Annotated in this window: 24 protein-coding genes and 3 tRNA genes; 19 read left to right on the top strand and 8 right to left on the bottom strand. The window is 68.7% G+C overall.

All coding sequences use genetic code 11. The features are described from left to right. Position 1 precedes the first annotated feature (1 nt). The 7 genes from ACW14X_RS00755 to ACW14X_RS00725 all read left to right on the top strand — a co-directional run bounded on the left by ACW14X_RS00755 (position 2) and on the right by ACW14X_RS00725 (position 5,972). A complete protein-coding gene (locus ACW14X_RS00755; protein WP_160023479.1) occupies positions 2-1,177 on the top strand; it encodes an extracellular solute-binding protein in 1,176 nt (391 codons plus the stop codon). Further along, positions 1,174-2,034, top strand: coding sequence for an ABC transporter permease (locus ACW14X_RS00750; protein ID WP_457164356.1), 861 nt, complete (start codon positions 1,174-1,176; stop codon positions 2,032-2,034). The genes ACW14X_RS00755 and ACW14X_RS00750 overlap by 4 nt, the downstream gene beginning before the upstream one ends. Further along, complete coding sequence (locus ACW14X_RS00745) at positions 2,031-2,843, top strand: ABC transporter permease (RefSeq protein WP_160023475.1); 813 nt, start codon at positions 2,031-2,033, stop codon at positions 2,841-2,843. The genes ACW14X_RS00750 and ACW14X_RS00745 overlap by 4 nt, the downstream gene beginning before the upstream one ends. Before the next feature lie 24 nt (positions 2,844-2,867). Continuing rightward, on the top strand, positions 2,868-3,776 hold the full coding sequence (locus ACW14X_RS00740) for a 5'-3' exonuclease (RefSeq protein WP_160028863.1): 909 nt from the start codon (positions 2,868-2,870) through the stop codon (positions 3,774-3,776). A 101-nt stretch (positions 3,777-3,877) separates the two neighbouring features. After that, positions 3,878-4,315, top strand: a complete 438-nt coding sequence (locus tag ACW14X_RS00735; protein WP_160023473.1) for an SsgA family sporulation/cell division regulator — start codon at positions 3,878-3,880, stop codon at positions 4,313-4,315. A gap of 125 nt (positions 4,316-4,440) precedes the next feature. Next, positions 4,441-5,874 (top strand): OFA family MFS transporter, encoded by a 1,434-nt coding sequence (locus ACW14X_RS00730; protein WP_457164355.1) that lies wholly within the window; start codon positions 4,441-4,443, stop codon positions 5,872-5,874. After that, positions 5,871-5,972: an MFS transporter small subunit gene (locus ACW14X_RS00725; protein ID WP_457164354.1), complete on the top strand. Its 102-nt coding sequence runs from the start codon at positions 5,871-5,873 to the stop codon at positions 5,970-5,972. Before ACW14X_RS00730 ends, ACW14X_RS00725 begins: the two co-directional genes overlap by 4 nt. 17 nt (positions 5,973-5,989) lie before the next feature. On the opposite strand, the gene ACW14X_RS00720 is transcribed toward ACW14X_RS00725, so the two are convergent. Continuing rightward, positions 5,990-6,811 (bottom strand): aminotransferase class IV, encoded by an 822-nt coding sequence (locus ACW14X_RS00720; protein WP_457164353.1) that lies wholly within the window; start codon positions 6,809-6,811, stop codon positions 5,990-5,992. Between the two features lie 168 nt (positions 6,812-6,979). Between ACW14X_RS00720 and ACW14X_RS00715 the strand changes: the two genes are divergently transcribed. The 6 genes from ACW14X_RS00715 to ACW14X_RS00690 all read left to right on the top strand — a co-directional run bounded on the left by ACW14X_RS00715 (position 6,980) and on the right by ACW14X_RS00690 (position 10,187). Next, a tRNA-Gly gene (locus ACW14X_RS00715) sits at positions 6,980-7,052 on the top strand. A 35-nt stretch (positions 7,053-7,087) separates the two neighbouring features. After that, positions 7,088-7,158: transfer RNA gene (locus ACW14X_RS00710), tRNA-Cys, on the top strand. A 33-nt stretch (positions 7,159-7,191) separates the two neighbouring features. Beyond that, positions 7,192-7,263: transfer RNA gene (locus ACW14X_RS00705), tRNA-Val, on the top strand. A 258-nt stretch (positions 7,264-7,521) separates the two neighbouring features. Continuing rightward, on the top strand, positions 7,522-7,848 hold the full coding sequence (locus ACW14X_RS00700) for a hypothetical protein (protein ID WP_457164352.1): 327 nt from the start codon (positions 7,522-7,524) through the stop codon (positions 7,846-7,848). A gap of 29 nt (positions 7,849-7,877) precedes the next feature. After that, positions 7,878-9,884 (top strand): S8 family serine peptidase, encoded by a 2,007-nt coding sequence (locus tag ACW14X_RS00695; RefSeq protein ID WP_457164351.1) that lies wholly within the window; start codon positions 7,878-7,880, stop codon positions 9,882-9,884. Positions 9,885-9,941: 57 nt separating this feature from the next. Continuing rightward, positions 9,942-10,187: a hypothetical protein gene (locus tag ACW14X_RS00690; protein WP_457164350.1), complete on the top strand. Its 246-nt coding sequence runs from the start codon at positions 9,942-9,944 to the stop codon at positions 10,185-10,187. Positions 10,188-10,644: 457 nt separating this feature from the next. On the opposite strand, the gene ACW14X_RS00685 is transcribed toward ACW14X_RS00690, so the two are convergent. Next, positions 10,645-11,193 (bottom strand): flavoprotein, encoded by a 549-nt coding sequence (locus ACW14X_RS00685; RefSeq protein ID WP_457164349.1) that lies wholly within the window; start codon positions 11,191-11,193, stop codon positions 10,645-10,647. A gap of 22 nt (positions 11,194-11,215) precedes the next feature. Then, positions 11,216-12,103 (bottom strand): helix-turn-helix transcriptional regulator, encoded by an 888-nt coding sequence (locus ACW14X_RS00680; RefSeq protein ID WP_160023459.1) that lies wholly within the window; start codon positions 12,101-12,103, stop codon positions 11,216-11,218. A 135-nt stretch (positions 12,104-12,238) separates the two neighbouring features. On the opposite strand from ACW14X_RS00680, the gene ACW14X_RS00675 reads away from it, so the two are divergent. From ACW14X_RS00675 to ACW14X_RS00665, 3 genes are all read left to right on the top strand, one after another. Continuing rightward, entirely contained in the window at positions 12,239-13,555 is a 1,317-nt protein-coding gene (locus ACW14X_RS00675; RefSeq protein ID WP_160023456.1) for an MFS transporter, read from the top strand. 64 nt (positions 13,556-13,619) lie between these two features. Next, complete coding sequence (locus ACW14X_RS00670; RefSeq protein ID WP_457164348.1) at positions 13,620-15,248, top strand: AMP-binding protein; 1,629 nt, start codon at positions 13,620-13,622, stop codon at positions 15,246-15,248. A 7-nt stretch (positions 15,249-15,255) separates the two neighbouring features. Continuing rightward, positions 15,256-16,023 carry a thioesterase family protein gene (locus ACW14X_RS00665; RefSeq protein WP_457164347.1) on the top strand — a complete coding sequence of 256 codons (768 nt, stop codon included), beginning with the start codon at positions 15,256-15,258 and terminating at the stop codon, positions 16,021-16,023. 4 nt (positions 16,024-16,027) lie between these two features. Here ACW14X_RS00665 and ACW14X_RS00660 read toward each other — a convergent pair whose 3' ends face one another. Then, the gene (locus ACW14X_RS00660) at positions 16,028-17,467 is read right to left on the bottom strand and encodes an MFS transporter (RefSeq protein ID WP_350841302.1); all 1,440 of its coding nucleotides are present in this window, start codon (positions 17,465-17,467) and stop codon (positions 16,028-16,030) included. A gap of 97 nt (positions 17,468-17,564) precedes the next feature. Between ACW14X_RS00660 and ACW14X_RS00655 the strand changes: the two genes are divergently transcribed. Beyond that, positions 17,565-18,125: a TetR family transcriptional regulator gene (locus ACW14X_RS00655; RefSeq protein WP_457164346.1), complete on the top strand. Its 561-nt coding sequence runs from the start codon at positions 17,565-17,567 to the stop codon at positions 18,123-18,125. A gap of 3 nt (positions 18,126-18,128) precedes the next feature. Here ACW14X_RS00655 and ACW14X_RS00650 read toward each other — a convergent pair whose 3' ends face one another. Next, positions 18,129-19,847: an AMP-binding protein gene (locus ACW14X_RS00650; protein ID WP_350841306.1), complete on the bottom strand. Its 1,719-nt coding sequence runs from the start codon at positions 19,845-19,847 to the stop codon at positions 18,129-18,131. A gap of 210 nt (positions 19,848-20,057) precedes the next feature. Here ACW14X_RS00650 and ACW14X_RS00645 point away from each other — a divergent pair, with 210 nt between their 5' ends. Next, positions 20,058-20,573, top strand: coding sequence for a potassium channel family protein (locus ACW14X_RS00645; protein ID WP_350841308.1), 516 nt, complete (start codon positions 20,058-20,060; stop codon positions 20,571-20,573). A 22-nt stretch (positions 20,574-20,595) separates the two neighbouring features. Here ACW14X_RS00645 and ACW14X_RS00640 read toward each other — a convergent pair whose 3' ends face one another. Further along, on the bottom strand, positions 20,596-21,075 hold the full coding sequence (locus ACW14X_RS00640; protein WP_457164345.1) for an OsmC family protein: 480 nt from the start codon (positions 21,073-21,075) through the stop codon (positions 20,596-20,598). Between the two features lie 69 nt (positions 21,076-21,144). Between ACW14X_RS00640 and ACW14X_RS00635 the strand changes: the two genes are divergently transcribed. Continuing rightward, positions 21,145-22,845 carry an alpha-glucosidase gene (locus ACW14X_RS00635; RefSeq protein WP_160023442.1) on the top strand — a complete coding sequence of 567 codons (1,701 nt, stop codon included), beginning with the start codon at positions 21,145-21,147 and terminating at the stop codon, positions 22,843-22,845. Positions 22,846-22,855: 10 nt separating this feature from the next. Here the strand turns inward: ACW14X_RS00635 and ACW14X_RS00630 are convergent, their stop codons facing one another. After that, positions 22,856-24,454: a glycoside hydrolase family 13 protein gene (locus tag ACW14X_RS00630; RefSeq protein WP_457164344.1), complete on the bottom strand. Its 1,599-nt coding sequence runs from the start codon at positions 24,452-24,454 to the stop codon at positions 22,856-22,858. A gap of 16 nt (positions 24,455-24,470) precedes the next feature. Further along, positions 24,471-25,967, bottom strand: coding sequence for an MFS transporter (locus tag ACW14X_RS00625; protein WP_457164343.1), 1,497 nt, complete (start codon positions 25,965-25,967; stop codon positions 24,471-24,473). Positions 25,968-26,026: the final 59 nt, after the last annotated feature.

The following is a 26,026-nucleotide window of genomic DNA, read 5'->3' as shown; positions in this document are numbered from 1 at the left end:
CATGCGAAACATCCGAACCAGACACACCATCGGGGGCGCCCTCGCGGCCCTGTCCCTGATCACGCTGAGCGCCTGTGGCGGCGATGACGGCGACTCCTCGACCGGAGCGGTCGAGAAGCTCGGCGAGAACGAGGGCGAGGTCTCGATCCTGGCCTGGCCCGGCTACGTCGAGGACGGCTCGACCGATCCGGAGGTCGACTGGGTCTCCGGCTTCGAGGAGGAGACCGGCTGTCAGGTCACCGCGAAGGTCTACGGCACCTCGGACGAGGCCTTCAACCTGGCCAAGTCGGGTGAGTACGACGTCGTGGCCGCCTCCGGCGACCTCACCCTGCGCATGATCGCGGCGGGCGAGGCGGCCGAGGTGAACACCGACCTGATCCCCAACTACGAGGGCATCTACGACTTCCTCAAGGACCGCGAGTGGAACACCGTGGACGACAAGAACTACGGCATCCCGCACGGCTACGGCGCGAACCTGCTGATGTACAACACCAAGGACGTCACTCCGGCTCCGACGTCCTGGAAGGCGGTCTTCGAGGACGCGCCGAAGCACAAGGGCCAGGTCACCGCGTACGACTCACCGATCTACATCGCCGACGCCGCGGTCTACCTGATGGCGCACCAGCCCGACCTGGGCATCGAGAACCCCTACTCGCTCGACGAGAAGCAGCTCGCCGCGGCCGTCGACCTGCTCAAGTCGCAGCGGGCCTCCGTCGGTGAGTACTGGTCGGACTACACCAAGACGCAGGCCTCCTTCGAGACCGGCGACACCGTGGTCGGCACCACCTGGCAGGTGATCGCCAACCTGATCGACCCGAAGAAGGCCTCGGTCGAGGCGATCCTCCCCTCCGAGGGCGCGACCGGGTGGAACGACACCTGGATGATCTCCTCGAACGCGAAGTCCCCCAACTGCGCCTACGCCTGGCTCAACCACATCTCCGACCCGGAGATCAACGCCCAGGCGACGGAGTACTTCGGCGAGGCGCCCAACTCGGACAAGGCCTGCGAGTTCGCCTCCGAGGGCCACTGCGAGACCTTCCACGCCGGCGATGAGGAGTACGCCGAGAAGATCTGGTTCTGGAACACGCCGATCGAGAAGTGCCTGGACGGCCGGACCGACGTGAAGTGCACCGACTACCAGGACTGGACCAAGGCCTGGGCAGAGATCAAGGGGTGACCTTGAGCTCTGTCAGCAGCACGCTCAGCAGGAGGCCGGGGTTCCGCCTCGGCCTCCTGCTGGCCGCACCCCTCACCTGGCTGGTGCTCGTCTACGTCGTCGCCCTCGCCGCGCTGCTGGTGACGGCCTTCTGGACGATCGACTCCTTCACCAACGAGCTCGAGCGCACCTTCACCCTCGACAACATCCGTGAGATCACCGGTCAGGCGCTCTACCGGACCATCACGCTGCGCACCATCGGCGTGGCGCTCCTGGTGACGCTCATCGACTGCCTGATCGCGCTGCCGGTCGGCTTCTACATGGCCAAGGTCGCCTCGCGGCGCTCACGCCACCTGCTGGTGATCGCATTCCTGACGCCGCTGTGGGCGTCCTACCTCGTCAAGGCGCTCGCCTGGCGCTCGCTGCTGTCCAACGGCGGACTGCTGGACTGGGCCGGCGGCCTGGTCGGTCTCGGTACCCCGGGATTCGGCCTCACCGCGATCGTGCTCACCCAGGCGTACATCTGGCTTCCGTACGTCATCCTGCCCGTCTACGCGGCCTATGAACGTGTCCCGGACTCGCTGCTCGACGCCGCCGGCGATCTCGGTGCCCGGCCGGCGCTGACGTTCCGCACGGTGGTGCTGCCGCTGGTCGTCCCGGGACTGGTGGCGGGCTCGATCTTCTCGTTCTCGCTCACCATGGGCGACTACATCACGGTCAACATCGTCGGCGGCGCGAACCAGATGCTCGGCAACCTCGTCTTCATCAACTCGGGGTCCAACCTGCCGCTGGCCGCCGCGATCGCGCTGATCCCGATCGTCGTGATCATGATCTACCTGGCGTTGGTACGCCGCACCGGAGCTCTGGAGAACCTATGACCATCTCGAGATCGACCCGGCGCCTGCTCGCCGTGATCACCGCCCTGGTGCTCGCCATGCTGTACGCACCGCTCGCCCTGGTCGTGGTGAACTCGTTCAACACCTCCCAGGCGCTGACCTGGCCGCCCAGCGGCTTCACCACCCAGTGGTGGCAGCGGGCGGCGGTCAACCCGGGAGCCCACGACGCGATCCTCACCTCACTGACGGTGGCCGCGTGCGCGACCGTGATGGCGCTCCTCCTCGGCACCCTGCTCGGCCTGGCGATGCAGCGCTACTCCTTCTTCGGGAGGGACACCGTCAACCTGCTGGTGGTGCTCCCGATCGCCCTGCCCGGCATCGTCACCGGTATCGCGCTGTCCAACGCGTTCTCCTCGATCCTCGGCGTACGCCTGGGGTTCTTCACGCTCGTGGTGGCCCACGCGACCTTCTGCATCGTGACCGTCTTCAACAACGTGCAGGCGCGGTTGCGGCGCATGGGCGGCAACCTCGAGGAGGCCTCCGCCGACCTGGGGGCGGGGATGTGGACCACGTTCCGGCTGGTCACGCTCCCCCAGCTGCGTTCGGCGCTGCTGGCCGGCGGGCTGCTGGCGTTCGCGCTCAGCTTCGACGAGATCATCGTGACGACCTTCGCCGCGGGCCCCGGCGTCACCACGCTTCCGGTCTGGATCCTGACCAACCTGTTCCGCCCCGGTCAGGCGCCGATCGTCAACGTGGTGGCGGTCGTCATGATCGTCGTCTCGGTCGCGCCGATCTGGCTCGCGCAGCGACTCTCGTCCGACCCAGCCGACACGACGCGGGCCATTCACTAGGCTTCACTCGTGGCTGAACCTCGAATGCTCCTGCTGGACACCGCGTCGCTCTACTTCCGCGCCTACTTCGGCGTGCCCGACATCCGAGCCGAGGACGGCACTCCGGTCAACGCCGTCCGTGGTCTGCTGGAGTTCATCTCCCGGCTGGTCAACGACTACTCCCCCACCGACCTGGTGTGCTGCTGGGACAACGACTGGCGACCACAGTGGCGGGTCGACCTGATCCCGTCCTACAAGTCGCACCGGGTGGTGGAGGAGCTCGAGACGGCGCCGGACGTCGAGGAGGTCCCCGACCCGCTGCAGGTGCAGGTGCCGATCATCCGCGAGGTGCTCGCCGCTGCCGGGATCTGCGTCATCGGCGCCGACGGCTACGAGGCCGACGACGTGATCGGCACCCTCGCGACCGGCGCGGGGATGCCGGTCGACGTCGTCACCGGCGACCGCGACCTCTTCCAGCTCGTCGACGACGCTGCCGGCGTACGCATCCTCTACCCGACCCGGGGCGTGAGCGACCCGGATCTGGTCGACGAGAAGTGGGTGCTCGCCAAGTACGGCATCAGCGCCGGGCAGTACGCAGACTTCGCCACCATGCGCGGCGACACCTCCGACGGACTGCCGGGCGTGAAGGGCGTCGGCGAGAAGACCGCCGCCAAGCTGCTCGAGCAGTACGGGGACCTCGAGGGGATCATCGCCGCCGTCGCCGACCCGACCACCCCGATCACCAAGGCGCAGCGGCAGAAGTTCATCGACGCCGTCGACTATCTGGCGGTCGCGCCGAAGGTCGTGGCGGTCGCTCGGGACATCCCGCTGGACCGCACCGGCACCGCTCTGCCGAGCGCTCCGGCCGACCAGGCACGCCTGCGTGAGCTGGCCGCGACGTACAACCTGGCCTCCCCCGTCGCCCGTCTGGAAGCCGCTCTCGCGCAGGTGTGACACAGGTCTCCACAACTCGATTCAGAAAGTTCGTAGAAACGGCATCATCAGCCGCGTACGTCTCCGTCTCCTTGGCAAGACCACCAAGAAGGAGCGGACGAATGAGCGACATCAAGCACCCGGCAGTGCAGCAGGACATCAAGATCTCGTGCCTCGACCCCTGGGGCCGCACCGTGGAGGTGCCGACGACCCTCGGCTACCGCGAGAACGACCCGTACGCGGTGAGCCTGACCTTCCACTCCGGCGCCGGTGACGTCGAGTGGGTCGTGTCCCGCACGCTGATGCTGCAGGGCCTGGCTGCCCCCGCCGGTGAGGGCGACGTGAAGATCTACCCCAGCATCGACGAGGACGCGAAGGCCGTCGCCGTCTTCGACTTCAGCTCTCCCGACGGCCGCCTGATCGCGACCGCCGACTCGCGCGAGGTGCAGATGTTCCTCGGCAAGTCCTTCTCGGCCGTCCCGGTCGGCTCCGAGAGCCAGCACCTGGATCTCGACGCGCTGATCGCAGACCTGCTGGACAGCTCCTTCGACGCTGAGTAGGCACTCCGCCCGCCTGCTCATTCGTTCACGAACCCTCCCGTCCCGGACTCCCCGGGGCTGGAGGGTTCGTTCATTTCGCTGGTCGGAAGCAATCGCTCGCCGTTGCCACGTCAACTGTGGTAGTGATGTGCGTCACCCGCACCACCACCTCGGAGGTCTCAGTGCTGCCAGCTTTCCTTTCTCGCGAGCGAACGGTGGCCGGTCCCGGCTTCAGTCGCTGGCTCATCCCGCCCGCCGCCCTCGCCGTCCATCTCTGCATCGGCCAGGTGTACGCCACCAGCGTCTACAAGACCGCCCTGGTCGAGCACTTCGACACGAGCCAGACCGCGATCGGGGTGATCTTCTCGATCGCGATCGTGATGCTCGGCCTCTCGGCCGCGGTGATGGGCACCTGGGTCGACCGCAACGGACCGCGCGCGGCGATGACCGCGGCCGCGATCTTCTGGTCCTCCGGCTTCTTCATCGGCGCCCTCGGCATCGGCACCGGCCAGCTGTGGCTGGTCTACCTCGGCTATGGCGTCATCGGAGGCATCGGACTCGGGATCGGCTACATCTCGCCCGTGTCCACGCTGATCAAGTGGTTCCCGGACCGGCCGGGCCTGGCCACGGGCATGGCGATCATGGGCTTCGGCGGCGGCGCGATGATCGCCAGCCCGCTGAGCGGCCGGCTCCTGGCGCTCTACGACCCGTCGTACACCGGCGATGCCAGCACCGTCCCCGACGGCCACGCGGTGATGATGCTCTTCCTGACCCTCGGCGTGCTCTACCTGGTCTTCATGTCCTTCGGCGCAGCCACGGTCCGCGTCCCACCCGAAGGCTGGACGCCGGCGGGCTGGGACCCGGCCAGCGTCAAGGAGAAGAAGCTCGTCACCACGGCGAGCGTCTCGGCCAACAACGCGATCAGGACGCAGTCGTTCTGGCTGGTGTGGATCGTGCTCTTCTGCAACGTCACCGCCGGCATCGGCATCCTCGAGCAGGCGGCTCCGATGATCCAGGACTTCTTCCGCACAGACGGAGTCTCCTCCGTCAGCGCGGTCGCGGCCGGCGGCTTCGTGGGGCTGCTCTCGATCGCCAACATGAGCGGCCGGTTCATCTGGTCCTCGACCTCCGACGTCATCGGTCGCAAGCCGATCTACATGATGTATCTCGGCGTCGGACTGGTGCTCTATCTCCTGCTGGCGACCATCGGTGACACCTCGATGGCGCTGTTCGTGCTGCTCGCCGTCGTGATCCTGTCCTTCTACGGCGGCGGCTTCGCCACCGTCCCCGCCTACCTGCGCGACCTCTTCGGCACCTTCCAGGTCGGCGCCATCCACGGCCGATTGCTGACCGCCTGGTCGGCCGCGGGCATCGCCGGACCGCTCATCATCAACGCCTTCCTCGACGCGCAGGGTGAGCCCGGCACGCTCACCGCGGCCGCCTACCGGCCGGCTCTGCTCACCATGGTCGGCGTCCTCGCGGTCGGCTTCATCGCCAACCTGCTGGTGCACCAGGTTCCGGACCGGTTCCACGAGCCGAAGTCCGTCGACTCCACCGAGACCGAGAGGAGCGCAGCATGAACCCCAAGATCGTCGCCGCCTGGGCGCTGGTCGGGATCCCGCTGGCCTACGGCGTCATCGAGACGCTGCGCCGCGCGGCGCAGCTCTTCACGGGCTGAGCCCGGCGTCAGTCAGGTCAGAGGCCGAGCAGGCTCGGCTCGTTCGTACGCCACGCCTCCTGCGCCGCCTGGGTGACCGGGCCGTGCGGGAGGGTGCGCGTGCCCCACTCCGTCACAGCCTGGACGTCGCGCAGGCTGGAGGTGAGGAAGACCTCCGTGGCGTACTCCTCGACCTCGGCCAGGGGCTCGTCGGTCTCCTCGGCACCGAACCACTCCAGCACCAGGGCGCGGGTGATCCCGGCGAGCGGACCGCTGGAGAGCGTCGGAGTCTTGAGCGCGCCATCGAGCACGTAGAAGATGTTGCTCCCGGTGCCCTCGCACAGATCCCCCACGGTGTTGGCGAAGATCGCCTCGCTGGCCCCGTGCTCATGGGCCTCGGCGAGGGCGATGACATTCTCGGCGTACGACGTCGTCTTCAGGCCGGTCGTCGCGCCTTGCTCGTTGCGACGCCACGGCACGCTGACGACCTTGGTCTCGGCCGGGTTGGGCTCCGCGTCCTCGAGGCCGATGATGATCGTGGGCGCCACCTCCGCGCGCCCGGACCCGAACGGGGCCGGCCCGCCCGTGACGGTGATCCGCAGCCGTCCGTACGCCGTCGGGGTCGCCCCGAGCACGGCCTCCACCCCTTTGGTGACGAGTCCGCGGTCGAGGGTGGGCAGGCCGAGGCCGCTCGCGGAGCGCTCGAGACGGTCGAGGTGAAGGGCGAGCGCGAACGGCTGGTCCTTGATCACCTTGAGCGTCTCGAAGACGCCGTCACCGACCACCAGACCGTGGTCTCTGATGGAGACCGCCGGGGCGGCCGGGTTGTCGAGAAGCTGACCATCGATCCACGCGCGCATGTGGCAACTCTAAAACGTCCCTGGTCAGAGCCGGGAAAGCGCGCCGGAGTGATCCTCGAGATGACAGGTGAATGACACGCAGGTGACCCCGGATTTGGCCTCCGGCAGCGGCTCCGATAATGTTCTTCTCGTCGCCAAGGGCACGGGAAACCGGGCCTGAAGCAGCAAGCGGACGTAGCTCAGTTGGTAGAGCGCAACCTTGCCAAGGTTGAGGTCGCGAGTTCGAGCCTCGTCGTCCGCTCGGAGTAGGTCTCCACCGGAGGCATTGCCTCCAGCGGTGGGTTGGCCGAGAGGCGAGGCAACGGACTGCAAATCCGTGTACACGGGTTCAAATCCCGTACCCACCTCGAAGCACCACCCTGATATAACTGAATAACCACGGACGATTGGCGCAGCGGTAGCGCGCTTCCTTGACACGGAAGAGGTCACTGGTTCAAACCCAGTATCGTCCACAGAGCAAGTAGCCCCTGGCCTGCGGAGACGCGAGTCAGGGGCTACTTCTGTTCCGTCCTAGGAGAGTGGGTTCGCCGAGTGCTTGGCGGGCCTGAGCAACTGAATGAACCAGCCACTCAGCAACGCGCCGCCTAACCAGCGCATCCAGAAGCACGATCTCGTACCCAGTATGAGGCAGGTGCCGATGTGGAGACGACCAGCGACATCAACAGGGCCATCGTGGTGTTTGTCCCTGTTTTCGACGAAAGGTTCCCTCCATGTCCGACCGGATGGCAGATGGCGCCGCGCTGCCCGAGGCAGTTGCAACCGCGTTGGCTGAGCTCAAGGAACGGTTGCGCGATCCTGGAACTGTGCGCATCGCGCTCAAGCAATACGTCGTCAGCGAGATCGTCAAGACAGTTCTGGAAGCCGACGCCGATGCATCTCTCGCACTCGAAGGCACCGCACAGGTCCTCGACAACAAGGACGACGCTGGAGGAGCGTCGTGTGTCGAGGAGAGCTACAGCCTGTTCGGCGTCGAGGTGTACCACCACACCGTCTGCGGTTCGAGCACGGTGAGCAACCAGATCACCGTTCACCTCTAGAAGACCGGGGGCTCTGCGAGAGGCGTCCAATGGCAAACCAGGACGAGATCACCTTCGGTGGAACCACGTTTGATCCCCGCCAAGCCCAGCCCGACTTCGAACGCGACGACGCGCCGAGCGTCGACGGCCGGCGCCGTACGGCGTGGTTCGTGCAATTGCATGCGCCGCTGCGATCCGAGGTCGCCGAAAGGCTTCGCGAGCGGTTCCGACTACGGCTGCTCGACTACGTGCCGGATCGCACCTACCTTGAGCACCTCTCGATAGCGACCGCGGGCGAGCTCGTCACCGATCCCGCCGTCAGAGCGGTCGCTCCGCTGCCCACGGACCTGGTCCTTGCTCCGGCGCTCCGCAAAGCACGCGATGACAACGACCCCTCGGGCCAGCGGATCAATCTGGTGCTGTTCCCGGAGGTGGACCCTCAGGCGGCAGCGGATGCTGCCGCAAGGCTGGGAGGCACCAATGTCGTTGTCCTGGACCGCCGGGCCGTTGGCGGCTGGGCGACGGTGCAGGCCGACATACTTCCGGCGGCCTTCGCCGAGGCCGCCGCTATCGATGGCGTTCGATGGATGGAGCACGTGCCCGTGCTCGTCGACAGTGCTGTCGATCCGGCTGATGCCCAAGGAGCCGCCGCCGATGAGTCCTCACAGAACCACGGTCCCGCATCGGCCGCCGGGCAGCGGATGTTCAGGACGTTGTGGCTGAATGGCCTCAGCGGGGCAGGTCAGACGATCGGCGTGCTGGACAACGGGCCGCCCGAGCTGGGCCACTCCTTCTTCCGGGACCGGGACGGCGTCCCGCCAGGTACGAGCCACCGCAAGGTCGTGGCGCTACGCAACCGGGTGGGTCAGGCTCCCGGCCCTCATGCCACCTTCGTCGCCGCCTGCGCGGCAGGCGACGATCTCGATCGACCCGGCGTCCACGCCTGCCGTGGCGGCGCCTTCGCGGCGCGCGTCGCTCTTGGGAACCGAAAGGACATGGCGGTGTTCGCCAATCCCGATCCCGCGAACGCGACGACGCTGCTGGACGAGTTCCTCGCCGCTACGGCAGCCGGGGCCCGCGTGCACAGCAACAGCTGGCACGCCCGCGCGCCGGCTGGTGGGGTGCCAGGAGCCTACGACCTGCTCGCAGCCGAGGCCGACACCTTTACATGGCAGAACGAGGATCATCTGGTGCTCGCCGCCAGTGGAAACAACAACGAGCGCCAAGGTTCGCCGGGCATCTCCAAGAACACCCTGTGCGTCAGTGCGGCGAGCGACGACGGTCCCGCGGGCCGGCTGGCTGATGGCGCGCACGGGCCGACACCGGACGGTCGACGCAAGCCTGATCTGATGACCGTCGGATGTGGGCTCACGTCGGCTCTGGTGGGAACCGACAGCGACGTGGTGCCCGGGGCGTGTGCGAGCAGCTACGCCACCCCCCTGACTGCCGCAGCGGCGACGCTGGCGCGCCAGGCGATCATGGAGGGCTGGCTCGTCGTGCATGGCGCCAACGGAATGCCGCCGCACCCGGCCGGCGCGCCACCGTCGGGTGCCCTGCTCAAGGCATTGCTCGTGCATGCGAGCGTCCGCACCGACGGTGTCGACGCCTACCCCAGTAACAAGTCCGGGTGGGGGCTCTTGCAGCTCCAGACCCTCCTGACCGACAACCGCGGGACGCCGGTCGCGATGTGGGACATCCGGAGAAACCTGGGGCTGATCGCCGGTCAAGAGGCTGGGCACGTCATCGACGTACCCGCGCAGGCGTCGAAGCTTCGAGCCACGCTGGTGTGGACCGAGCCCCCAGGCACGCCCGGCGCCGGACGGAGCTTAGTGAACGACCTCGACCTTCTCGTCGTGGGACCCGACGGCACCACCTTCCTGGGCAACGTCTTCGGGAACGGAAGGTCTGTGTCGGGAGGCACCGCCGACACCCTCAACAACGTCGAAGTCGTACAAGTTATCGACCCCGCACCTGGCAACTGGACCGTCACCGTGGCTGCCCGAGAGGTGAACGTCGGCGCTCGCCAGGGCTATGCGCTGATCGTCTCCTCGGGCTGACGCGCTCATGAGGGCCAGCCCATCTCGATGCGACCTCACTAGAGACAAGGTATGCCGATGAACCGCACCCATGGTCACGACTTCACCGTTCACATCGGTGTCACGCTTCCAGAGGACGCCGTCACTCGGATCGAGCGAGCGATCCAGCAGGCTGTACTGCGGGAGCTCGCCGACACTCAGCTCGCGGACGGCTATGCCGTCTCGCTTCGCGCGCCGCGCGGAGAAGACGACGTACCTGACCTCGAGGTGCCCCTCGGTATCTGGATCGTCCCGTCGGACCGGTTCGGCGATGGGACGCTCTGAGGGCGAGCCCGCCACATGCCCGAGTGGGCGGTGCCACGACGGTGCACTCCTGATCGGAATCGTCGGGCCGGATGGACGGATAGGCCCGGTGCGTCCTCCACTCGCGGTCGAAGCGGAGTTCGCCCAGCAACTGGGTGACTCGGCGGAGAGACGGTTCCGATTCGCCGAGCCATGCGCAGAGCAACGCTGTGGACACTGGGGCTCGGGGCAGTGCGGGCTGGTCGACCGGGTCATCGACGAGATTGCTCCTGCAGAATCGAACGAGGCGACCCTCGGACTGATGCCTTGCGCCATCCGAAGGTCATGCCGGTGGTACGCGCAGCGAGGAGGACAGGCTTGTGCGGTCTGCCCCCTCGTTGTACGCCGTCCGCCCACCTGAGTTCTCTGCAGCATCGGGGAGCCCAGCGCGAAAGGGCTCGGCGTCATACGCCACGTCGACAGCTGTGGCGGTGTACTACTAGCGATCTACAGCGTGCTGGGTGGCCTCGAGGATCGTCCCCCACGGCAGCTTCTGGTCCGGAGGCATCTGGCGGGGCGGGTAGAGGGGCCAGAGGTCGGGGCCCTCGATGAGTTCGACACCGGCGGCACGTAGGGCTGCCACGTGGGCGGGCCAGGCGGGGTGCTCGGCGTGGGCGGCGTTGATGAGGGGGAAGATCACGACCGGGACGGTCGTCAGGCTCTCGGTGACCACCGTGAGTGCCTGGTTGTCGGCCAGGCCCAGGGCGATCTTGGCTGTGCTGTTGAAGGTCGCGGGGGCGACGACGATGGCATCGAGCAGCGCGGGATGTGTGCGCGGCTCCCACGGGAGGCGGCTCGGGCCCCGCACCGGGAAGCCGGTGATGGCCTCGATCCGCTCTGCCTCGCCGTTCGCGCTGAGCCAGCTGAACGCCGTCGGCGTCAGGGTCACCGGGACCTGGTGACCCGCATCCACCAGCGGGGTGACCAGCTCGTCGCAGAGTTGCTCTACGCCGCCTGCAGCGCAGGCGATGACTCCGACGATGGCCACCCCGAGAGCGTACGCGACGTGATCAGTCGATCAGGCCGGCCTCGCGCGCCATCCGGACGGCGTGGACGCGGTTGTTGGCGTTGAGCTTGCGGGTGGCGCTCTTGAGGTAGGACTTCACCGTGCTCTCCACGATCCCGAGGGCCTCGGCGGCCTGCCGGTTGCTGCTGCCGAGCGCGACCTGACGGAGGACGTCGAGCTCGCGGGCGGCCAGACGTACGGCCGGAGCGAGCTGAGCCGGCTGCTTCTCCCCCGGCGCGGCGGTGAGCCGGAGGACCATGGCCTCGAGGCGGCTGCGGACCTCGGGGTCGAGCACTTGGCCGGCCAGATCGGTGAGCTCGGCCGCCATCTCCCTGCGTTCGGCGAGATCGCGCTTGGCTGCCGCCTCGTCCGGGCTCGGAGCCCGGCTCGGCGCGGGCGCCAGTCGCGAGAGCCGGTTGCGGACCTCGTCGTCGATCAGGATCTCGCGCTCGAGAGTGCGGATCAGCGGACGCAGCGAGTCGAACCAGACGCCACCGAGACCCAGCCGCGAGCGGGAGGCTAGGTAGATGAGCATCCGCGGCGCCCGGTCGACCAGGATCGGCAGGGCGGCGACGGTCTGGATCTGCTCCTGCGCGACGGCGGTGTCGTAGAGGTGGGTGATCCCGCGAGCGGTGTAGTAGTGGTCGACGGACCCGGGCTGCCGGGTCTGCAGGGTCTTGCCGCCCAAGCCCTCCCCGTTGACCACCCGCAGGCCGCGCAGTGAGGCGCCCTTCGCGCCACAGGTCGCGGTGATGTCGATGGCCGTGCCGTCACCGCGCACCGGGCCACCGAAGGCGAGATCCAGCCCCGACGCGGTCCGGAAGGAGGCCAGCGTCTGGGCGATCCGGGACCCGTCGTACGGCGCCTCTGGGGCGATGGCTGCGGTGCTCATGGCGTTGAGCGTAAGTGACGACCATCACAAGCAACAAGAGGCGTACCCCCTCTTTCGAGGGCACTCGTCCGGGGGTATCGGACAGGTGGTGTCAGTCCCACACTCGGTTCACCCATCCGAGTAGGAGGCACGATCATGGCCCAAATCGCGGCTAACCGAGCCGAGGTCGACGGGCGCACCATGCGCCGCGTCGCGACGGCGTCACTGACCGGCACCACCATCGAGTTCTACGACTTCCTCATCTACGGGCTCGCGGCAGCCCTGGTCTTCAATGCCGTCTTCTTCCCGTCCATGGGCGGCCCCGAGGGCACCCTGGCCTCGATCGCGACCTTCGGCGTCGCGTTCGTCTTCCGACCATTGGGGGCGATCCTCTTCGGCCACTACGGCGACCGGATCGGCCGCAAGGCCACGCTGATCACCACCTTGATGATCATGGGCACCTCGACCTTCGCGATCGGCCTGCTGCCGAGCGTGGAGTCGATCGGCAAGGGCGCCGTGGTGATCCTCGTTCTGCTGCGCGCACTGCAGGGCATCGCGCTCGGCGGCGAGTGGGCGGGCGCCGCACTCCTCACCACCGAGTACGCCGCCAGCGGCCAGCGCGGGCGCTACAGCATGTTCCCGCAGCTCGGCCCCAGCCTCGGGCTGATCCTCGCCGCGGCAGCCATGCTCACCACCTTCCGGCTGATGGAGCCCGCCGCGTTCGCGGCCTGGGGCTGGCGGATCCCGTTCCTGGCCAGCGCGGTCCTCATCGCGGTCGGCCTCTGGGTCCGGCTGAAGATCGCCGAGACGCCGTCGTTCAAGAAGGTCCAGTCGGCAGGTACCCGCAGCGCCCTTCCGTTCGTCGGCTGCATCCGTGACCAGTGGCGGCAGGTGCTGCTCAGCGGCGGCATCATGGCCGTCGTCTTCGGCGCCTTCTACACCGGCGCCAGCTTCATGGTCGCGCACGCGGTCGGCACCCTCGGCCTGAGCATGAGCCAGGCCCTGCTCGGCGTCATCGTCGCGGCCTTCGCGATGAGCGTGACGGTGATCGCCTCCGCGTGGCTCTCCGACGTCCTCGGCCGCCGCGTGGTCCTGCTCATCGGCGCGGCCTTCGGCCTCGTCGCCGGCCCGCTGTCCTTCGCCATCATGGAGCCGGGCAGCTTCGCGAGCTTCGCCCTCGGCAACAGCCTGATGCTGTGCGTACTCGGCCTCAACTACGGTCCGATCGCGGCGTTCCTGCCTGAGATGTTCCAGGCGAAGTACCGCTATACGGGAGCCGGCCTGGGCTACAACATCGCGGGCATCCTCGGCGGCGCCGTCCCGCTGGTCATCGCCGAGGACCTGCTGGCCAGGTGGGGCACCGACGGCATCGCGTACTTCCTCAGCGCCCTGGCCGTGCTGAGCATCGGCTGCCTGCTGGTGGCCAAGGAGACGAGCCGCGTGGAGCTGGACGCGGAGCCCGCACTCGCCTGATCCGGCACCGCTCACCCTCCTTCGGGGGTGTGGCTGCCACCGTGGTCTCGGTCATGCTCGCGGCATGACCGAGACCTCATCCATCACCGCTTCGTCGGCTCGTGGCGACATCGACGTCCCGCTGCTCGAGGAGACGATCGGAGCCAACTTCGAGCGCACCGTCGCCCGCCACGGGGACCGTGAGGCGCTCGTCGAGATCGCCACCGGACGACGCTGGACCTACGCCGAGCTGGATGCCGACGTGGACGCCCTCGCGGTCGGCCTCCGCAAGGCCGGCATCGGCAAGGGTGACCGTGTCGGCATCTGGGCGCCGAACTGCGCCGAGTGGACGATGGTCCAGTTCGCCACGGCCAAGATCGGCGCGATCCTGGTCAACATCAACCCCGCCTACCGGACCCACGAGCTCGCGTATGCGCTCAACCAGTCCGGGGTGCGGCTGCTGATCAGCGCGACCGAGTTCAAGACCAGCGACTACGTCTCGCTCGTCCGCGAGGTGGAGGGCGACTGCGGCGCTCTCGAGCAGACCATCTTCCTGGGTACGCCGCAGTGGGATGCGCTGCTGACGGCCGGCCGCGGCGAGCGGCTGGCCGATCACGTCGGCTACCCGCTCGACCCGAACGACGCGATCAACATCCAGTACACCTCCGGGACCACGGGGTTCCCGAAGGGCGCGACGCTGTCGCACCGCAACATCTTGAACAACGGCTTCTTCGTCACCGAGACGATCCACTTCACCGAGCAGGACCGGCTCTGCATCCCGGTGCCCTTCTACCACTGCTTCGGCATGGTGATGGCCAACCTCGGCTGCACCACCCACGGCGCGACGATGGTCATCCCAGGCCCCGGCTTCGACCCGGCGACGACGCTGCAGACGGTCCAGGACGAGAGGTGCACGGCGCTGTACGGTGTGCCGACGATGTTCATCGCGATGCAGAACGACCCGGGCTTTGCCTCCTACGACCTCTCGACGCTGCGTACCGGGATCATGGCCGGCGCGCTGTGCCCGATCGAGGTCATGAAGCGGTGCGTCAGCGAGATGCACATGAGCGAGGTCGCGATCGCGTACGGGATGACCGAGACCTCACCGGTCTCCTGCCAGACCCGCACCGACGACGACCTCGAGCGTCGCACCGAGACGATCGGCCGGGCCGCGCCGCACGTCGAGATCAAGATCGTCGACCCGGCCACCGGTGAGGTGGTTCCGCGTGGCACGGCGGGCGAGTTCTGCACTCGCGGCTACTCGGTGATGCTGGGCTACTGGGACGACGAGACGAAGACCGCCGACGCGATCGACGCCGACGGCTGGATGCACACCGGCGACCTAGCGGTCATGCGCGAGGACGGCTACTGCGTGGTGGTGGGCCGGATCAAGGACATGGTGATCCGTGGCGGCGAGAACATCTACCCTCGCGAGATCGAGGAGTTCCTCTTCACCCATCCCGACATCGCCGAGGCGCAGGTCGTGGGCGTCCCGGACGAGCGGTACGGCGAGGAGCTCTGTGCCTGGATCCGGATGCGCCCCGGCGCCGAGCCGCTGGACGCCGAGGCCGTCCGCGCCTTCGCCAGCGGCAAGCTCGCCCACTACAAGGCACCGCGCTACGTGCTGATCGTCGACGAGTTCCCGATGACCGTCACCGGCAAGGTACGCAAGATCGACATGCGCGAGCAGAGCGTCGCGCTTCTCGGCCTCTGAGCTGCTGATGAGCTATTGGCACCGGACCGGTCCGCGTACCTTCACCCCGACCGAGCACGTCGGCGGCGCCTGGGACCTGGACACGCAGCACATCGCCACCCTGCTCGGGGTACTCGCGCACGAGGTCGAGCGGGACCGCGATGCCCGCCGCGACGACGGACTCCAGATCACCCGAGTCAGCTACGACATCCTCGGCACCGTCCCGCTCGAGCCGGTCGACCTCGAGGTCACCGTGCTCCGCGCCGGGCGCACGATCGAGCTCGTCGAGGCGCGGGCGTGCCATGGCGGCCGGCCCGTCGTGCTCCTGCGTGCCTGGCTGACCGCCGGCTACCCGACCGCGGAGCTCGAGGGCACCCGTCACCCACCGATGCCGACACCGGACGAGGTGCCGGCCTGGGACATGACCGCGCTGTGGGACGGGGGCTTCATCGCCTCGGTCGAGGTGCGTCGCAAAGACCTCGGCCCAGGGCGGGCGCAGTCCTGGGTACGTACGGCTCACCCCCTCGTCGCCGACGAGGAAGTGAGCCGGCTGGCGCAGGTCGCCGGGCTGCTCGACATCACCAACGGCGTCGCCGTCCGCGTCGACCCGAAGGCCGTCAGCTTTCCCAACCTCGACCTGACCGCGCACCTGTTCCGGGCTCCGGCTCCTGGCTGGTTGGGGCTCGACACGACCGTCTCGTTCGGCCCGGAGGGCGCCGGTGTGACCACGTCCGTGCTCCATGACGAGCAGGGCGCCTTCGGCGTCAGTACGCAGTGCCTGACGGTCCGTCCCTGAAGGCTCAGCTGGCGGCCGCGACCGTGACCGGCGCGGTCGACCTGCTGGCACGCCGATGGGCGGTGAGCATGACCACGGCGACGATCACGGCAAGGGCGTAGAAGCCCGTCGCGACCTCGAAGACGGTCGCATAGCCATGGGCCTGGGCGACGGCGCCCGGCGCGGCGTCATGGTGCACCGCGCTGCCGTACACCACGGTGAGGAGCGCGAGTCCGACCGAGCCACCGATCTGGTGGGCGGTGTTGACCAGGCCGGAGGCGGCGCCGGCGTCACCCGGGTCCACCTCGGCCATGCCGAAGTCGGTGAGCAGGATGATCGCGATGCCCTGGCCGATGCCCAGCACCAGCAGCGGCGGCAGGATCGACGCCACCGGGGTCGTCGCGTCGATCCGGCTCAGCCAGGCCATGCCGATCCCCGCGGTGGCCAGGGAGGTCAGCAGCAGCACAGGCTTGCTGATCCTCGGTCCGGCCCAGCGCACGGCGTAGACCATGGCAAAGAACATGCCGGTCATCGGGATGTAGACGAGTCCGGTGGCGAGCGGGCTGAGGCCACGTACGTTCTGGAGATACTGCGAGAGGAAGTAGAACGTCGAGAACATCGCGCCGACGATCAGGATCCGGCCGAGGTACGCCCCAGACCGCTGCACGCTGAAGAAAAGCCGGATCGGCACGATCGGCTGCGAGGCCCGCAGCTCGATGAGCACGAACCCGACGAGCAGGACCACCGACGCCGCCAGCGGAAGCAGGGTTCGGGCGCTGCCCCAGCCGATCTCGGCAGCCTCGACGAGGCCGTAGACGAGCGCCGACATCCCGACGGTGACGCTCAGCGCTCCCAGGATGTCGACCCGGCCGGGCCGGGACTCGGTCTCGGGGAGGTAACGCGGTGAGAGGGCGAGGATCAGGATCCCGAGCGGGACGTTGACCAGGAGACCCCAGCGCCAGGAGAGGTACTCGGTGAAGAGGCCGCCGACGATGATCCCCACGCTCGCGCCGGCACCGATCACCGCGCTGTAGATCGCGATCGCCCGGGTGCGCTCCTCGGGCTCGGGGAAGCTCGTGATCAGCAACGCCAGCGTGGACGGGATCGCGAAGGCCGACGCCAGCCCCTGCAGCGTGCGCGCGACGATCAGAAGCTCGGCCGACGACGCCAGTCCGGCCAGGAGCGAGGCCGCGGTGAAGAGCGCCGTCCCGGCGATGAACACGCGGCGCCGGCCGAGCAGGTCACCGGCTCGTGCGCCGAGCAGCAGGAGGCCGCCGAAGGCGAGCACGTAGGCGTTCTGGATCCACGACAAGGACGAGTCGGTGAAGCCGAGCTCCGCCTTGATGTGAGTGAGCGCCGTGGTCACGATCGAGGCGTCGAGGGTCATCATCAGCTGGCAGCCGAGGATCACCATCAGGACCACCGCCCGGTGACGGGCACCGGCGCGCGGGGGTGTCGAAGACATGTATGCACTTCCTAAGTAACTAACGAGTTGGTTATTTCAGTGAAGCACTGAAGGCCACGAAATGCAACTAACTAGTTACTTGCTTTAGGCTGGACGCATGGCCAGAGACTCCGAGGCGACCCGCATCCGCATCCTCGACGCCGCCGAGGCCGAGTTCGCTGCGTACGGCATCGCCGGCTCGCGCGTCGACCGGATCGCGGAGACGGCGCTGGCGAACAAGGCGCTGATCTACAAGTACTTCGGCACGAAGGACGAGCTCTTCGACGCCGTCTTCGCCCGCCGGGTGCTCGCGTTCGTGGACGAGGTCGAGTTCGACGCCACCGACCTGCCCGCCTACGCCGGACGGTCCTTCGACCTCTACGAGCGCTTCCCCACGACGCTACGGCTGACGACCTGGTACCAGCTCGAGCGCCCGACCGGGAAGCTGCCGGCGATCGTCGCCTCCAACGACGCCAAGCTGGCCAAGATCGAGGAGGCGCAGCAGGCGGGGAAGCTGACGACCGCCTACTCGCCGCTCGAGCTGCTCACCGAGGTTCGCGCGCTGGCGATGAGCTGGCACCTCCACACCCCCGAGCTCGCCCTGGTGCGCCGGCCGAGCCGCGCTCGGTGCCGGGAGATCGTCGTCGAGAGCGTCCGGCGCCTGGTGGCTCAGGATTGACGCTCAGGACTGACGGGAGAAGAAGTCCTCGTAGCGGTGCTCCCCCGGCGGCCGCTGGTCGACCACGTCCTGCTCACGGACCCGGAGCTCGACGCGCCGGATCTTCCCCGAGATCGTCTTGGGCAGGTCGAAGAACTCCAGGCGCCGCACCCGCAGGTAGGGCGGCAGGTGGTCGCGGGCGAACTCGAGGATGGCCCGGGCGGTCTCGGCCGTCGGCTCGTGGCCGGCGGTGAGGGAGACGTACGCCTTGGGGACGGCCAGCCGCACCGGGTCCGGTGCCGGTACGACCGCCGCCTCGGCCACCGCGGGGTGCTCGATCAGGACCGACTCCAGCTCGAAGGGCGAGACCTTGTAGTCGGAGGCCTTGAAGACGTCGTCGGTGCGGCCGACGTAGGTGATGTAGCCCTCCTCGTCGCGGCTGGCGACGTCGCCGGTGTGGAAGAAGCCACCGCGCATTGCGTCGGCCGTCCGCTTCTCGTCATCGCGGTAGGCCGTCATCAGCGTGGCCGGCCGGGCGGCGAGGTCGAGGCACAGCTCACCCTCACCCGGCCCCTCGATCACGGTCCCCTCGATCGGGTCGACCAGCACGACCGGGACGCCGGGCAACGGGCGGCCCATCGAGCCCGGACGTACCGGCTGGCCCGGGCTGTTGGCGACCGTCGCGGTCATCTCGGTCTGCCCGAAGCCGTCCCGGATGGTCAGGCCCCACGCCTGGTGGACCTGGCTGATCACCTCGGGGTTGAGCGGCTCACCGGCGCTGATCGCCTCGCGCAGCGACCCGCAGCCGCCGGAGAGGTCGGCCTGGATGAGCATCCGCCACACCGTCGGCGGAGCGCACATGCTGGTGACGTGCTCCTCCCGGATCCGCTGCAGCAGCGTGGCCGCCTCGAAGCGCGCATAGTTGAGGACGAAGACGGTCGCGCCGGCGAGCCAGGGCGCGAAGAAGTTCGACCAGGCGTGCTTGGCCCACCCGGGGCTGGAGATGTTCATGTGGACATCGCCGGGGCGCAGCCCGAGCCAGTACATCGTGGACAGGTGCCCGACCGGGTAGGTGTAGTGCGTGTGCTCGACCAGCTTCGGGCGGCTCGTGGTGCCGCTGGTGAAGTAGAGGAGCAGCGCGTCAGAGGTCGCGTTGCCCGGGTGCTCGAGCGGCTCCTGCGCCTCGGCGGCAGCCGCGGCGTAGTCGTTCCAGCCGTCCCGCTCCCCCGCGCCGAGCCCGACGCCGATCCGTACGTAGTCACCGGGGACGCCGTCGAACTTGTCCGCGTCCTCGGCGTTGCAGACCACGGCCTTGGCCCGGCCCCGGGCGAGCCGATCGACCAGCTCGGCGGTGCCGACCGCCGTCGTCGTCGGCATCAGGACCGCACCGACCTTCATCGCCGCGAGCATCGTCTCCCACAGCTCGACCTGGTTGCCCAGCATGACGACCACGCTGTCGCCCGAGCCGACGCCGAGACGCCGAAGGTAGCGGGCCACCGCGTCCGAGCGACGCGCCAGCTCGTCGAAGGAGTACGCAGCCCGCGACCCGTCCGACTCCGCGATGACCAGCGCCGGAGCGTCGTTGCCCCGAGCCATCGGGTCGAACCAGTCGTGGGCGAAGTTGAAGCTCGCCCCGACGTCGGGCCAGCGGAAGGTGTCCAGCGCCTCGGCGTAGTCCAGGCGCTGGGCGATCAGCGCGTCCCGGGCGGCGAGCAGGGCGTCGGTCGAGGTCGAACGAGTCATGGCGGTCATCATCGTCGCGAGGCCGACCCCCGCCCTACCCCCGGAAGAGGGGGCTGGGTGCAGCGGATCCTGGCCGGCTGGTTCCGGTGTCACCCGTGACGGGTGACGCGGCGGCCCCGTCCGTGACCGCATCCTGAGGGTTCAGTTCGTACGATGAATCGAGACTTCCATGGGAAAGGCGCCTGCCTCTGGCCAGCGGAGAGCCCGGTGATGAGCAGTCGATCAGATGAGCGGAGTCCCCGGTCCAAGGCCTGGTCGCGTCCGATCCTGACCTTCGGCGGCCTGTTGGTCGCCTACTTCGCCTTCCCTCTGAAGTGGACGGCAGACTCGGCCGTGGCCGTGGGCGCGAGCCTGCTGGTGACGGTGGGGGCGCTCGCGCTCGTCGGGGCGGTGATGATCAAAGAGCTCGGCTCCGTCCGCAGGGGCGCACCTGGTCGCGGCACGCGGGTTCTGGCCATGTTGCTGATCCTGCTGGTGATGGCGGCGTCGCTGACCTTCTTCCTGCTCGACCAGGCACGCCCTGACGAGCTCGTCGGCCTGAAGACGCGGACCGATGCTCTCTACTTCACCTTGAGCACCATGACGACTGTTGGCTACGGAGACGTCCACGCCGAGGGTCAGCTCGCGCGGGCGTTGGTGTGCGTGATGATCGTCTTCAACATCGTGGTGGTGGCATCGCTCGTCCGGGCCCAGACCAGTTCCCCGACTCGCCCTCGGACCGACTAGGCAGCCGGGCCGACCACCATCGCTACGCCGTCAGTCCACCGACGATCACGGTCGGCTCGACGTCGACCGGGAAGTTCACGCTGCTCGCGATGAAGCAGTCCAGGTGGGCCTGGTGATGGGCGGAGGTCGCGGGCTCGATCATCGCAGCCTCGGCGACGGTGACGACCGGGTGCAGCACGGCCCGGGTGAACCGGCCACCGGTCCCCTGCGTCTCCATGGTGGCGGTCGCGGCGTCGTGGTAGTCGAGAACGACCACGCCCACCGTCACCGCCTGGTGCAGGTAGGAGAGCATGTGGCACTGCGCCAGCGAGGTCAGCAGCAGGTGCTCGGGGTTGTGCCGGCTCGCGTCGCCGCGGAAGGTCGGATCGGCGGAGCCCAGGATGTCGGGCAGGCCCTCGATGCGTACGACGTGGTCTCGGGCGTAGTCGCGGTAGCCGCTCGTCCCGGTGCCACGGTTGCCCGTCCACTCCACCGAGACCTTGTAGTCGTGGGTCAGTGCCATGCGCCCACGCTATCGCCGGCCCGTGGGCGGCGCGTATGCGTGGCGGCCCGCACGGTTACCGCGCACATCATGACCCACCTGGCACCCGCTGAAGGAGAACGCACACCATCGAGCGTCCCCGCACCCGCTGGGCGCACCGGCCCCGGGTGGTGGCGATCCGCCGTCGTCTACCAGGTCTACCCGCGCAGCTTCGCCGACGGGAACGGTGACGGCGTGGGCGACCTCCGCGGGATCAGGCAGCGTCTCGACCACCTCGAGTGGCTCGGGGTCGACGTCTTGTGGATCTCCCCCGTCTACCCCTCGCCGATGGCCGACAACGGCTACGACGTCAGCGACTATCACGATGTCGACCCGACGTACGGAACGCTCGCGGAGCTCGACGCGCTGATCGCCGACCTCCACCAGCGCGGGATGAAGCTGGTGATGGATCTCGTCGCGAACCACACCTCGGACGAGCATCCCTGGTTCCTGGAGTCGAGCTCGAGCCCCGAGAGCCCCAAGCGCGCCTGGTACTGGTGGCGCGACGAGCCCAACAACTGGGGCTCGTTCTTCTCCGGTCCGGCCTGGACCTACAGCGAGGGCAGGGCCGCCTACTACATGCATCTGTTCACCAAGAAGCAGCCGGACCTGAACTGGGAGAACCCCGAGGTGCGGCATGCGGTCTACGAGGTGCTGCGCTGGTGGCTGGACCGCGGCGTCGACGGCTTCCGCATGGACGTGGTCAACCTGATCTCCAAGGACCCGGAGCTTCCGGAGGCACCGGTCCTCCCCGGGCAGCGCTACGGCAACATGCGGCAGTCGGTGATCGACGGCCCGCGCGTGCACGAGTTCCTCGCCGAGATGCACCGCGAGGTCTTCGACCGGTACGACCGCGACCTGCTGCTGGTCGGTGAGACCGGCGAGACGACGGTCGAAGAGGGCCGGAAGTACACCGACCCGGCCCGCCGCGAGCTCGACATGGTGCTGCACTACGAGCACGTCGAGATCGATCACGGCACGTTCAAGTGGGACGTACGCCCCTTCGACCTCGGTCGGCTCCGTGATCGGCTCGCGGCCTGGCAGGAGGGTTTGGCGGACGTGGGCTGGAACAGCCTCTACTGGGACAACCACGACCAGCCGAGAGTCGTGTCGCGGTATGGCGACGACGGCCGCTGGCGAGCCGAGTCGGCCAAGCTGCTCGCGACCGTGCTGCACCTGCAGCGGGGCACCCCGTTCGTCTATCAGGGCGACGAGATCGGGATGACGAACTTCCCGTTCACCTCCATCGACGAGGTCGATGACGTGGAAGCGGTGAACTATTACCACGAGGCGGTCGACCTCGGCGTGGATCCCGAGGACGTGATGCGCTCGCTCCGGGCGATGTGCCGCGACAACGGGCGTACGCCGATGCAGTGGGACGCCTCCCCCTCCGCCGGCTTCACCACCGGAACGCCGTGGCTCGCGGTCAACCCGAACTACGCCGAGATCAACGTCGCCGCGCAGATGGACGACCCGGACTCGGTGCTCTCGCACTACCGCCGGCTGATCCGGCTGCGCCACGAGGACCCGGCCGTGGTCGACGGCGACTTCACCCTGCTGTCCGACAGCCATCCGCAGATCTTCGCCTTCCGCCGGCGCCATGAGAGCGGGCAGCTGGTCGTGCTCGCGAACTTCAGCAGCTCCGAGGCGCAACTGGGCGAGCTCGTCGGAGAGAGCCGCGGCGAGCTCGTGATCGGGAGCGGCAGCGGCCCGGTGATGGCCCCGTGGGAGGCGCGGGTCTACCGCCGCTGAGGTCTCTGCGTCAGCCGGTGAGCATCCAGACCGCGTCGTCCGGCGCAAGGTCGGAGACCGGACGCTCGCCGCTGCAGATCACGACGTCACCGTCGGGCAGCGGCGTGGGCGCCGTACCGCAGTTGAGGAAGACGCTCAGCCGGCCGCGCCGGAAGGCGATGACGCCCTCCGGCGCGTCGAGGAACCGCACCTCGCCGCCGGCTCCGCGGGCGTAGCGGCGGCGCGCGGCCAGGGCCGCCCGGTAGAACTCCAGGGTCGAGCCCGGCCGACCGGTCTGAGCGGCCACGGTCAGCTCCGCCCACTGAACCGGCTGCGGCAGCCAGGGCTGTCGGTCGCCGGGGCTGAAGCCAAACGGCGGGGCGTCACCGCTCCACGGCAACGGCACCCGGCAGCCGTCGCGGCCGTTGCCGCCCTTCGCCCACGGGTCCTGCTGCTGCTCCGGGGGCAGCTCCACGTGCGGTAGCCCGAGCTCCTCGCCCTGGTAGAGGTACGCCGACCCGGGCAGTGCCAGCATCGTCAGCGTCGCCGCGCGGGCGCGGGCGAGCGCCTGTGGGCCGTCGCCGTAGCGGGTCCGATGGCGGACCGCGTCGTGGTTGGAGAGCACCCAGGTCGGCCAGGCTCGGGAGGGCTCCAGCGCCTGCAGGGTGGACATGATCGCCTCGGTGAACTCCACCGCCGACCATTTCGACTGCAGCCACAGGAAGTTGAACGCCTGGTCGAACTCGTCCGTACGCAGGTAGCCACGCAGGTCCGCGGGCCATTGGGTCCACGCCTCGGCGAGCAGCATCCGATCACCGGGGTAGGAGGCGACGATCTTGTGCCAGTCGCGGTAGACGTCGTGCACCTCGGGGCGGTCCCACATCGGGTCGTCCTCGACACCGGCGTCGTACATCACCGCAGGGTCGGAGTTCGGTGAGTATCCCTCTGGGACCTTCTGGTCGCGCAGGTCCTTCATCAGGCCGTGGGCGACATCGACGCGGAACCCGTCGACGCCACGGTCCAGCCAGAATCTGAGTACGGAACGGAACTCCTCGGCCACCTCGGGATTGCGCCAGTTGAGGTCGGGTTCCTCCTGGTCGAACATGTGGAGGTACCACTGTCCGTCCTCCACCCGCGTCCACGCCCCGCTGCCGAAGACCGAGCGCCAGTTGGTCGGCGGCTCGTCGCCGTCCGGCCCGCGGCCGTCGCGGAAGATGTAGCGATCCCGCTCGGCCGAGCCGGGGCCGGCCGCGAGCGCCTCGGTGAACCACGGGTGGGCCGAGGAGGTGTGGTTGGGGATCAGGTCGATGATCACCCGCAAACCGACTTGGTGAGCCCTCTCCAGCAGATGCTCGGCATCGGAGAGCGACCCGAAGAGCGGGTCGACGTCGCGGGTGTCCACGACGTCGTACCCGTAGTCGCTCTGCGGCGACGGATAGAACGGCGAGAGCCAGATCGCGTCGACGCCGAGGTCGGCCAGATACTCCAGCCTCGAGGTGATGCCGGCGAGATCGCCGGTGCCGTCCCCGTCCGCATCAGCGAACGAGCGCGGATAGATCTGGTACGTCACGGCCTCACGCCACCACGGAGCATCCACGGGAGCCCGGTAACCGGATGCCGCTCGGGTCATGCCACCAGGTAGGGCCTCAGAGATCGTGGTCGGCGGGGTGGAGCTGCGGGCCGGTGACACCACAGTGCGCGCACGTCTCGATGTGCACGCGGTGCTCGTCCGGCTCCGCTTCGGCGGCGAGCGGACGCCGTACGAACACCGCCGCGAGCGCCGCGCCGAGGATCAGCAGGCCGGCGTTGATGAGCATCGCCATGCCGTATCCATCGTCGAACGTCTGTGGGTCGGTGTAGTCGTCGCCGGCGATCCCGACCGCCGCCGGGATGACGGCGACAGCCAGCAGCCCGGCGGTCCGGGCGACCGCGTTGTTGACGCCCGAGGCGATGCCGGCATGCCGGTCGTCGGCGGCGTCGAGCACGGTGGCGGTCAGGGGCGAGACCAGCAGGGTGAGCCCGACGGCGAAGAGCAGGACGGGCGCGAGCACGTCGAGGACGTACGTCGCATCGGGGCCGATCCGCCCCATCCAGAGCGCGCCACCGGCCGCGAGCAGCGGCCCGAGGGTCATCGGCAGGCGTGGACCGATGCGCTGCGCCAACGCGCCCGCACGGGCCGAGAAGAGCAGCATCACCACGGTCACCGGCAGCAGCGCCGACCCCGCCGCGAGCGGCGACCAGCCGCTGACGATCTGGAGCTGGAGGACGAGCAGCACGAAGATCACGCCGAGCGCGGCGTACACGAGCAGGGTCACGGCGTTGGCCGCGCTGAACTGAGGATTGCGGAACAGCTCGAGCGGGACCAACGGATGGGTCGAGCGGGCCTCGACGACCACGAAGGCGACCAGGCAGGCGGCTCCGACCGCGGCGGTCGCCGCCACGGAGCCGACGAGGCCCACCTCGCCCGCCCGGGTGAGCCCGAAGGTGAGAGCGCCGAGTCCGGCGGCGGCGAGCACCGTGCCGGTCAGGTCGAGCCGTCCGCCGGCCTCCGGGTCTCGGCTCTCCGGGACATAGCGCAAGGCGACGATGACGATGAGCACCGCGACGGGGACGTTGATGAGGAAGACCAGCCGCCAGTCGATCTCGACCAGCCACCCCCCGACGAGCGGTCCGACCGCGGCCGCGACACCGCTGAAGCCCGACCAGGCGCCCACGGCCGCGGGCCGGTCGTCGACATGGAACGACGCCGCGATGATCGCCAGGCTCCCCGGCGTCAGCAGGGCGCCCCCGACCCCCTGCAGCCCCCGGGCGGCGATCAACAGCTCGATGTTGGGAGCCAGCCCGCACAGCAGCGACGCGAGGGCGAACCACACCACGCCGATCAGGAACACCCGGCGCCGGCCGAAGCGGTCACCGAGGGAGCCTCCGAGCAGGATCAGCGCCGCGAGGCTCAGCGTGTAGGAGTTGACCGTCCACTGCAGACCGGAGAAACCCGCGTCGAAATCATCCCCGATCCGGCCGAGAGCGACGTTGACGACGGTCGAGTCGAGCAACGCCAGGCCGGAGCCCAGCACCGTCGTCGCCAGCACCCAGCGGCCACGCGCCGTGCCCAGCCGGAGGACGGCGCTGTCGGTCTCGGTCACCCGCTCAGTCTAGTGACGGCCGCCGAGGGCCACCGCCACGTCGGACGGCCCGACCCACG

Source organism: Nocardioides sp. YJ-D4 (assembly GCF_054031495.1).
Note: the sequence above shows the minus strand (reverse complement) of the source record. Positions and strands in the feature narration are given on the sequence as shown.

Coding starts and splice junctions, on each gene's coding strand:
- ACW14X_RS00755 (WP_160023479.1), top strand. CDS start 2: ATGCGAAACATCCGAACCAGACACACCATCGGGGGCGCCCTCGCGGCC.
- ACW14X_RS00745 (WP_160023475.1), top strand. CDS start 2,031: ATGACCATCTCGAGATCGACCCGGCGCCTGCTCGCCGTGATCACCGCC.
- ACW14X_RS00740 (WP_160028863.1), top strand. CDS start 2,868: ATGCTCCTGCTGGACACCGCGTCGCTCTACTTCCGCGCCTACTTCGGC.
- ACW14X_RS00735 (WP_160023473.1), top strand. CDS start 3,878: ATGAGCGACATCAAGCACCCGGCAGTGCAGCAGGACATCAAGATCTCG.
- ACW14X_RS00730 (WP_457164355.1), top strand. CDS start 4,441: ATGTGCGTCACCCGCACCACCACCTCGGAGGTCTCAGTGCTGCCAGCT.
- ACW14X_RS00725 (WP_457164354.1), top strand. CDS start 5,871: ATGAACCCCAAGATCGTCGCCGCCTGGGCGCTGGTCGGGATCCCGCTG.
- ACW14X_RS00720 (WP_457164353.1), bottom strand. CDS start 6,811: ATGCGCGCGTGGATCGATGGTCAGCTTCTCGACAACCCGGCCGCCCCG.
- ACW14X_RS00700 (WP_457164352.1), top strand. CDS start 7,522: ATGTCCGACCGGATGGCAGATGGCGCCGCGCTGCCCGAGGCAGTTGCA.
- ACW14X_RS00695 (WP_457164351.1), top strand. CDS start 7,878: ATGGCAAACCAGGACGAGATCACCTTCGGTGGAACCACGTTTGATCCC.
- ACW14X_RS00690 (WP_457164350.1), top strand. CDS start 9,942: ATGAACCGCACCCATGGTCACGACTTCACCGTTCACATCGGTGTCACG.
- ACW14X_RS00680 (WP_160023459.1), bottom strand. CDS start 12,103: ATGAGCACCGCAGCCATCGCCCCAGAGGCGCCGTACGACGGGTCCCGG.
- ACW14X_RS00675 (WP_160023456.1), top strand. CDS start 12,239: ATGGCCCAAATCGCGGCTAACCGAGCCGAGGTCGACGGGCGCACCATG.
- ACW14X_RS00670 (WP_457164348.1), top strand. CDS start 13,620: ATGACCGAGACCTCATCCATCACCGCTTCGTCGGCTCGTGGCGACATC.
- ACW14X_RS00665 (WP_457164347.1), top strand. CDS start 15,256: ATGAGCTATTGGCACCGGACCGGTCCGCGTACCTTCACCCCGACCGAG.
- ACW14X_RS00660 (WP_350841302.1), bottom strand. CDS start 17,467: ATGTCTTCGACACCCCCGCGCGCCGGTGCCCGTCACCGGGCGGTGGTC.
- ACW14X_RS00655 (WP_457164346.1), top strand. CDS start 17,565: ATGGCCAGAGACTCCGAGGCGACCCGCATCCGCATCCTCGACGCCGCC.
- ACW14X_RS00650 (WP_350841306.1), bottom strand. CDS start 19,847: ATGACTCGTTCGACCTCGACCGACGCCCTGCTCGCCGCCCGGGACGCG.
- ACW14X_RS00645 (WP_350841308.1), top strand. CDS start 20,058: ATGAGCAGTCGATCAGATGAGCGGAGTCCCCGGTCCAAGGCCTGGTCG.
- ACW14X_RS00640 (WP_457164345.1), bottom strand. CDS start 21,075: ATGGCACTGACCCACGACTACAAGGTCTCGGTGGAGTGGACGGGCAAC.
- ACW14X_RS00635 (WP_160023442.1), top strand. CDS start 21,145: ATGACCCACCTGGCACCCGCTGAAGGAGAACGCACACCATCGAGCGTC.
- ACW14X_RS00630 (WP_457164344.1), bottom strand. CDS start 24,454: ATGACCCGAGCGGCATCCGGTTACCGGGCTCCCGTGGATGCTCCGTGG.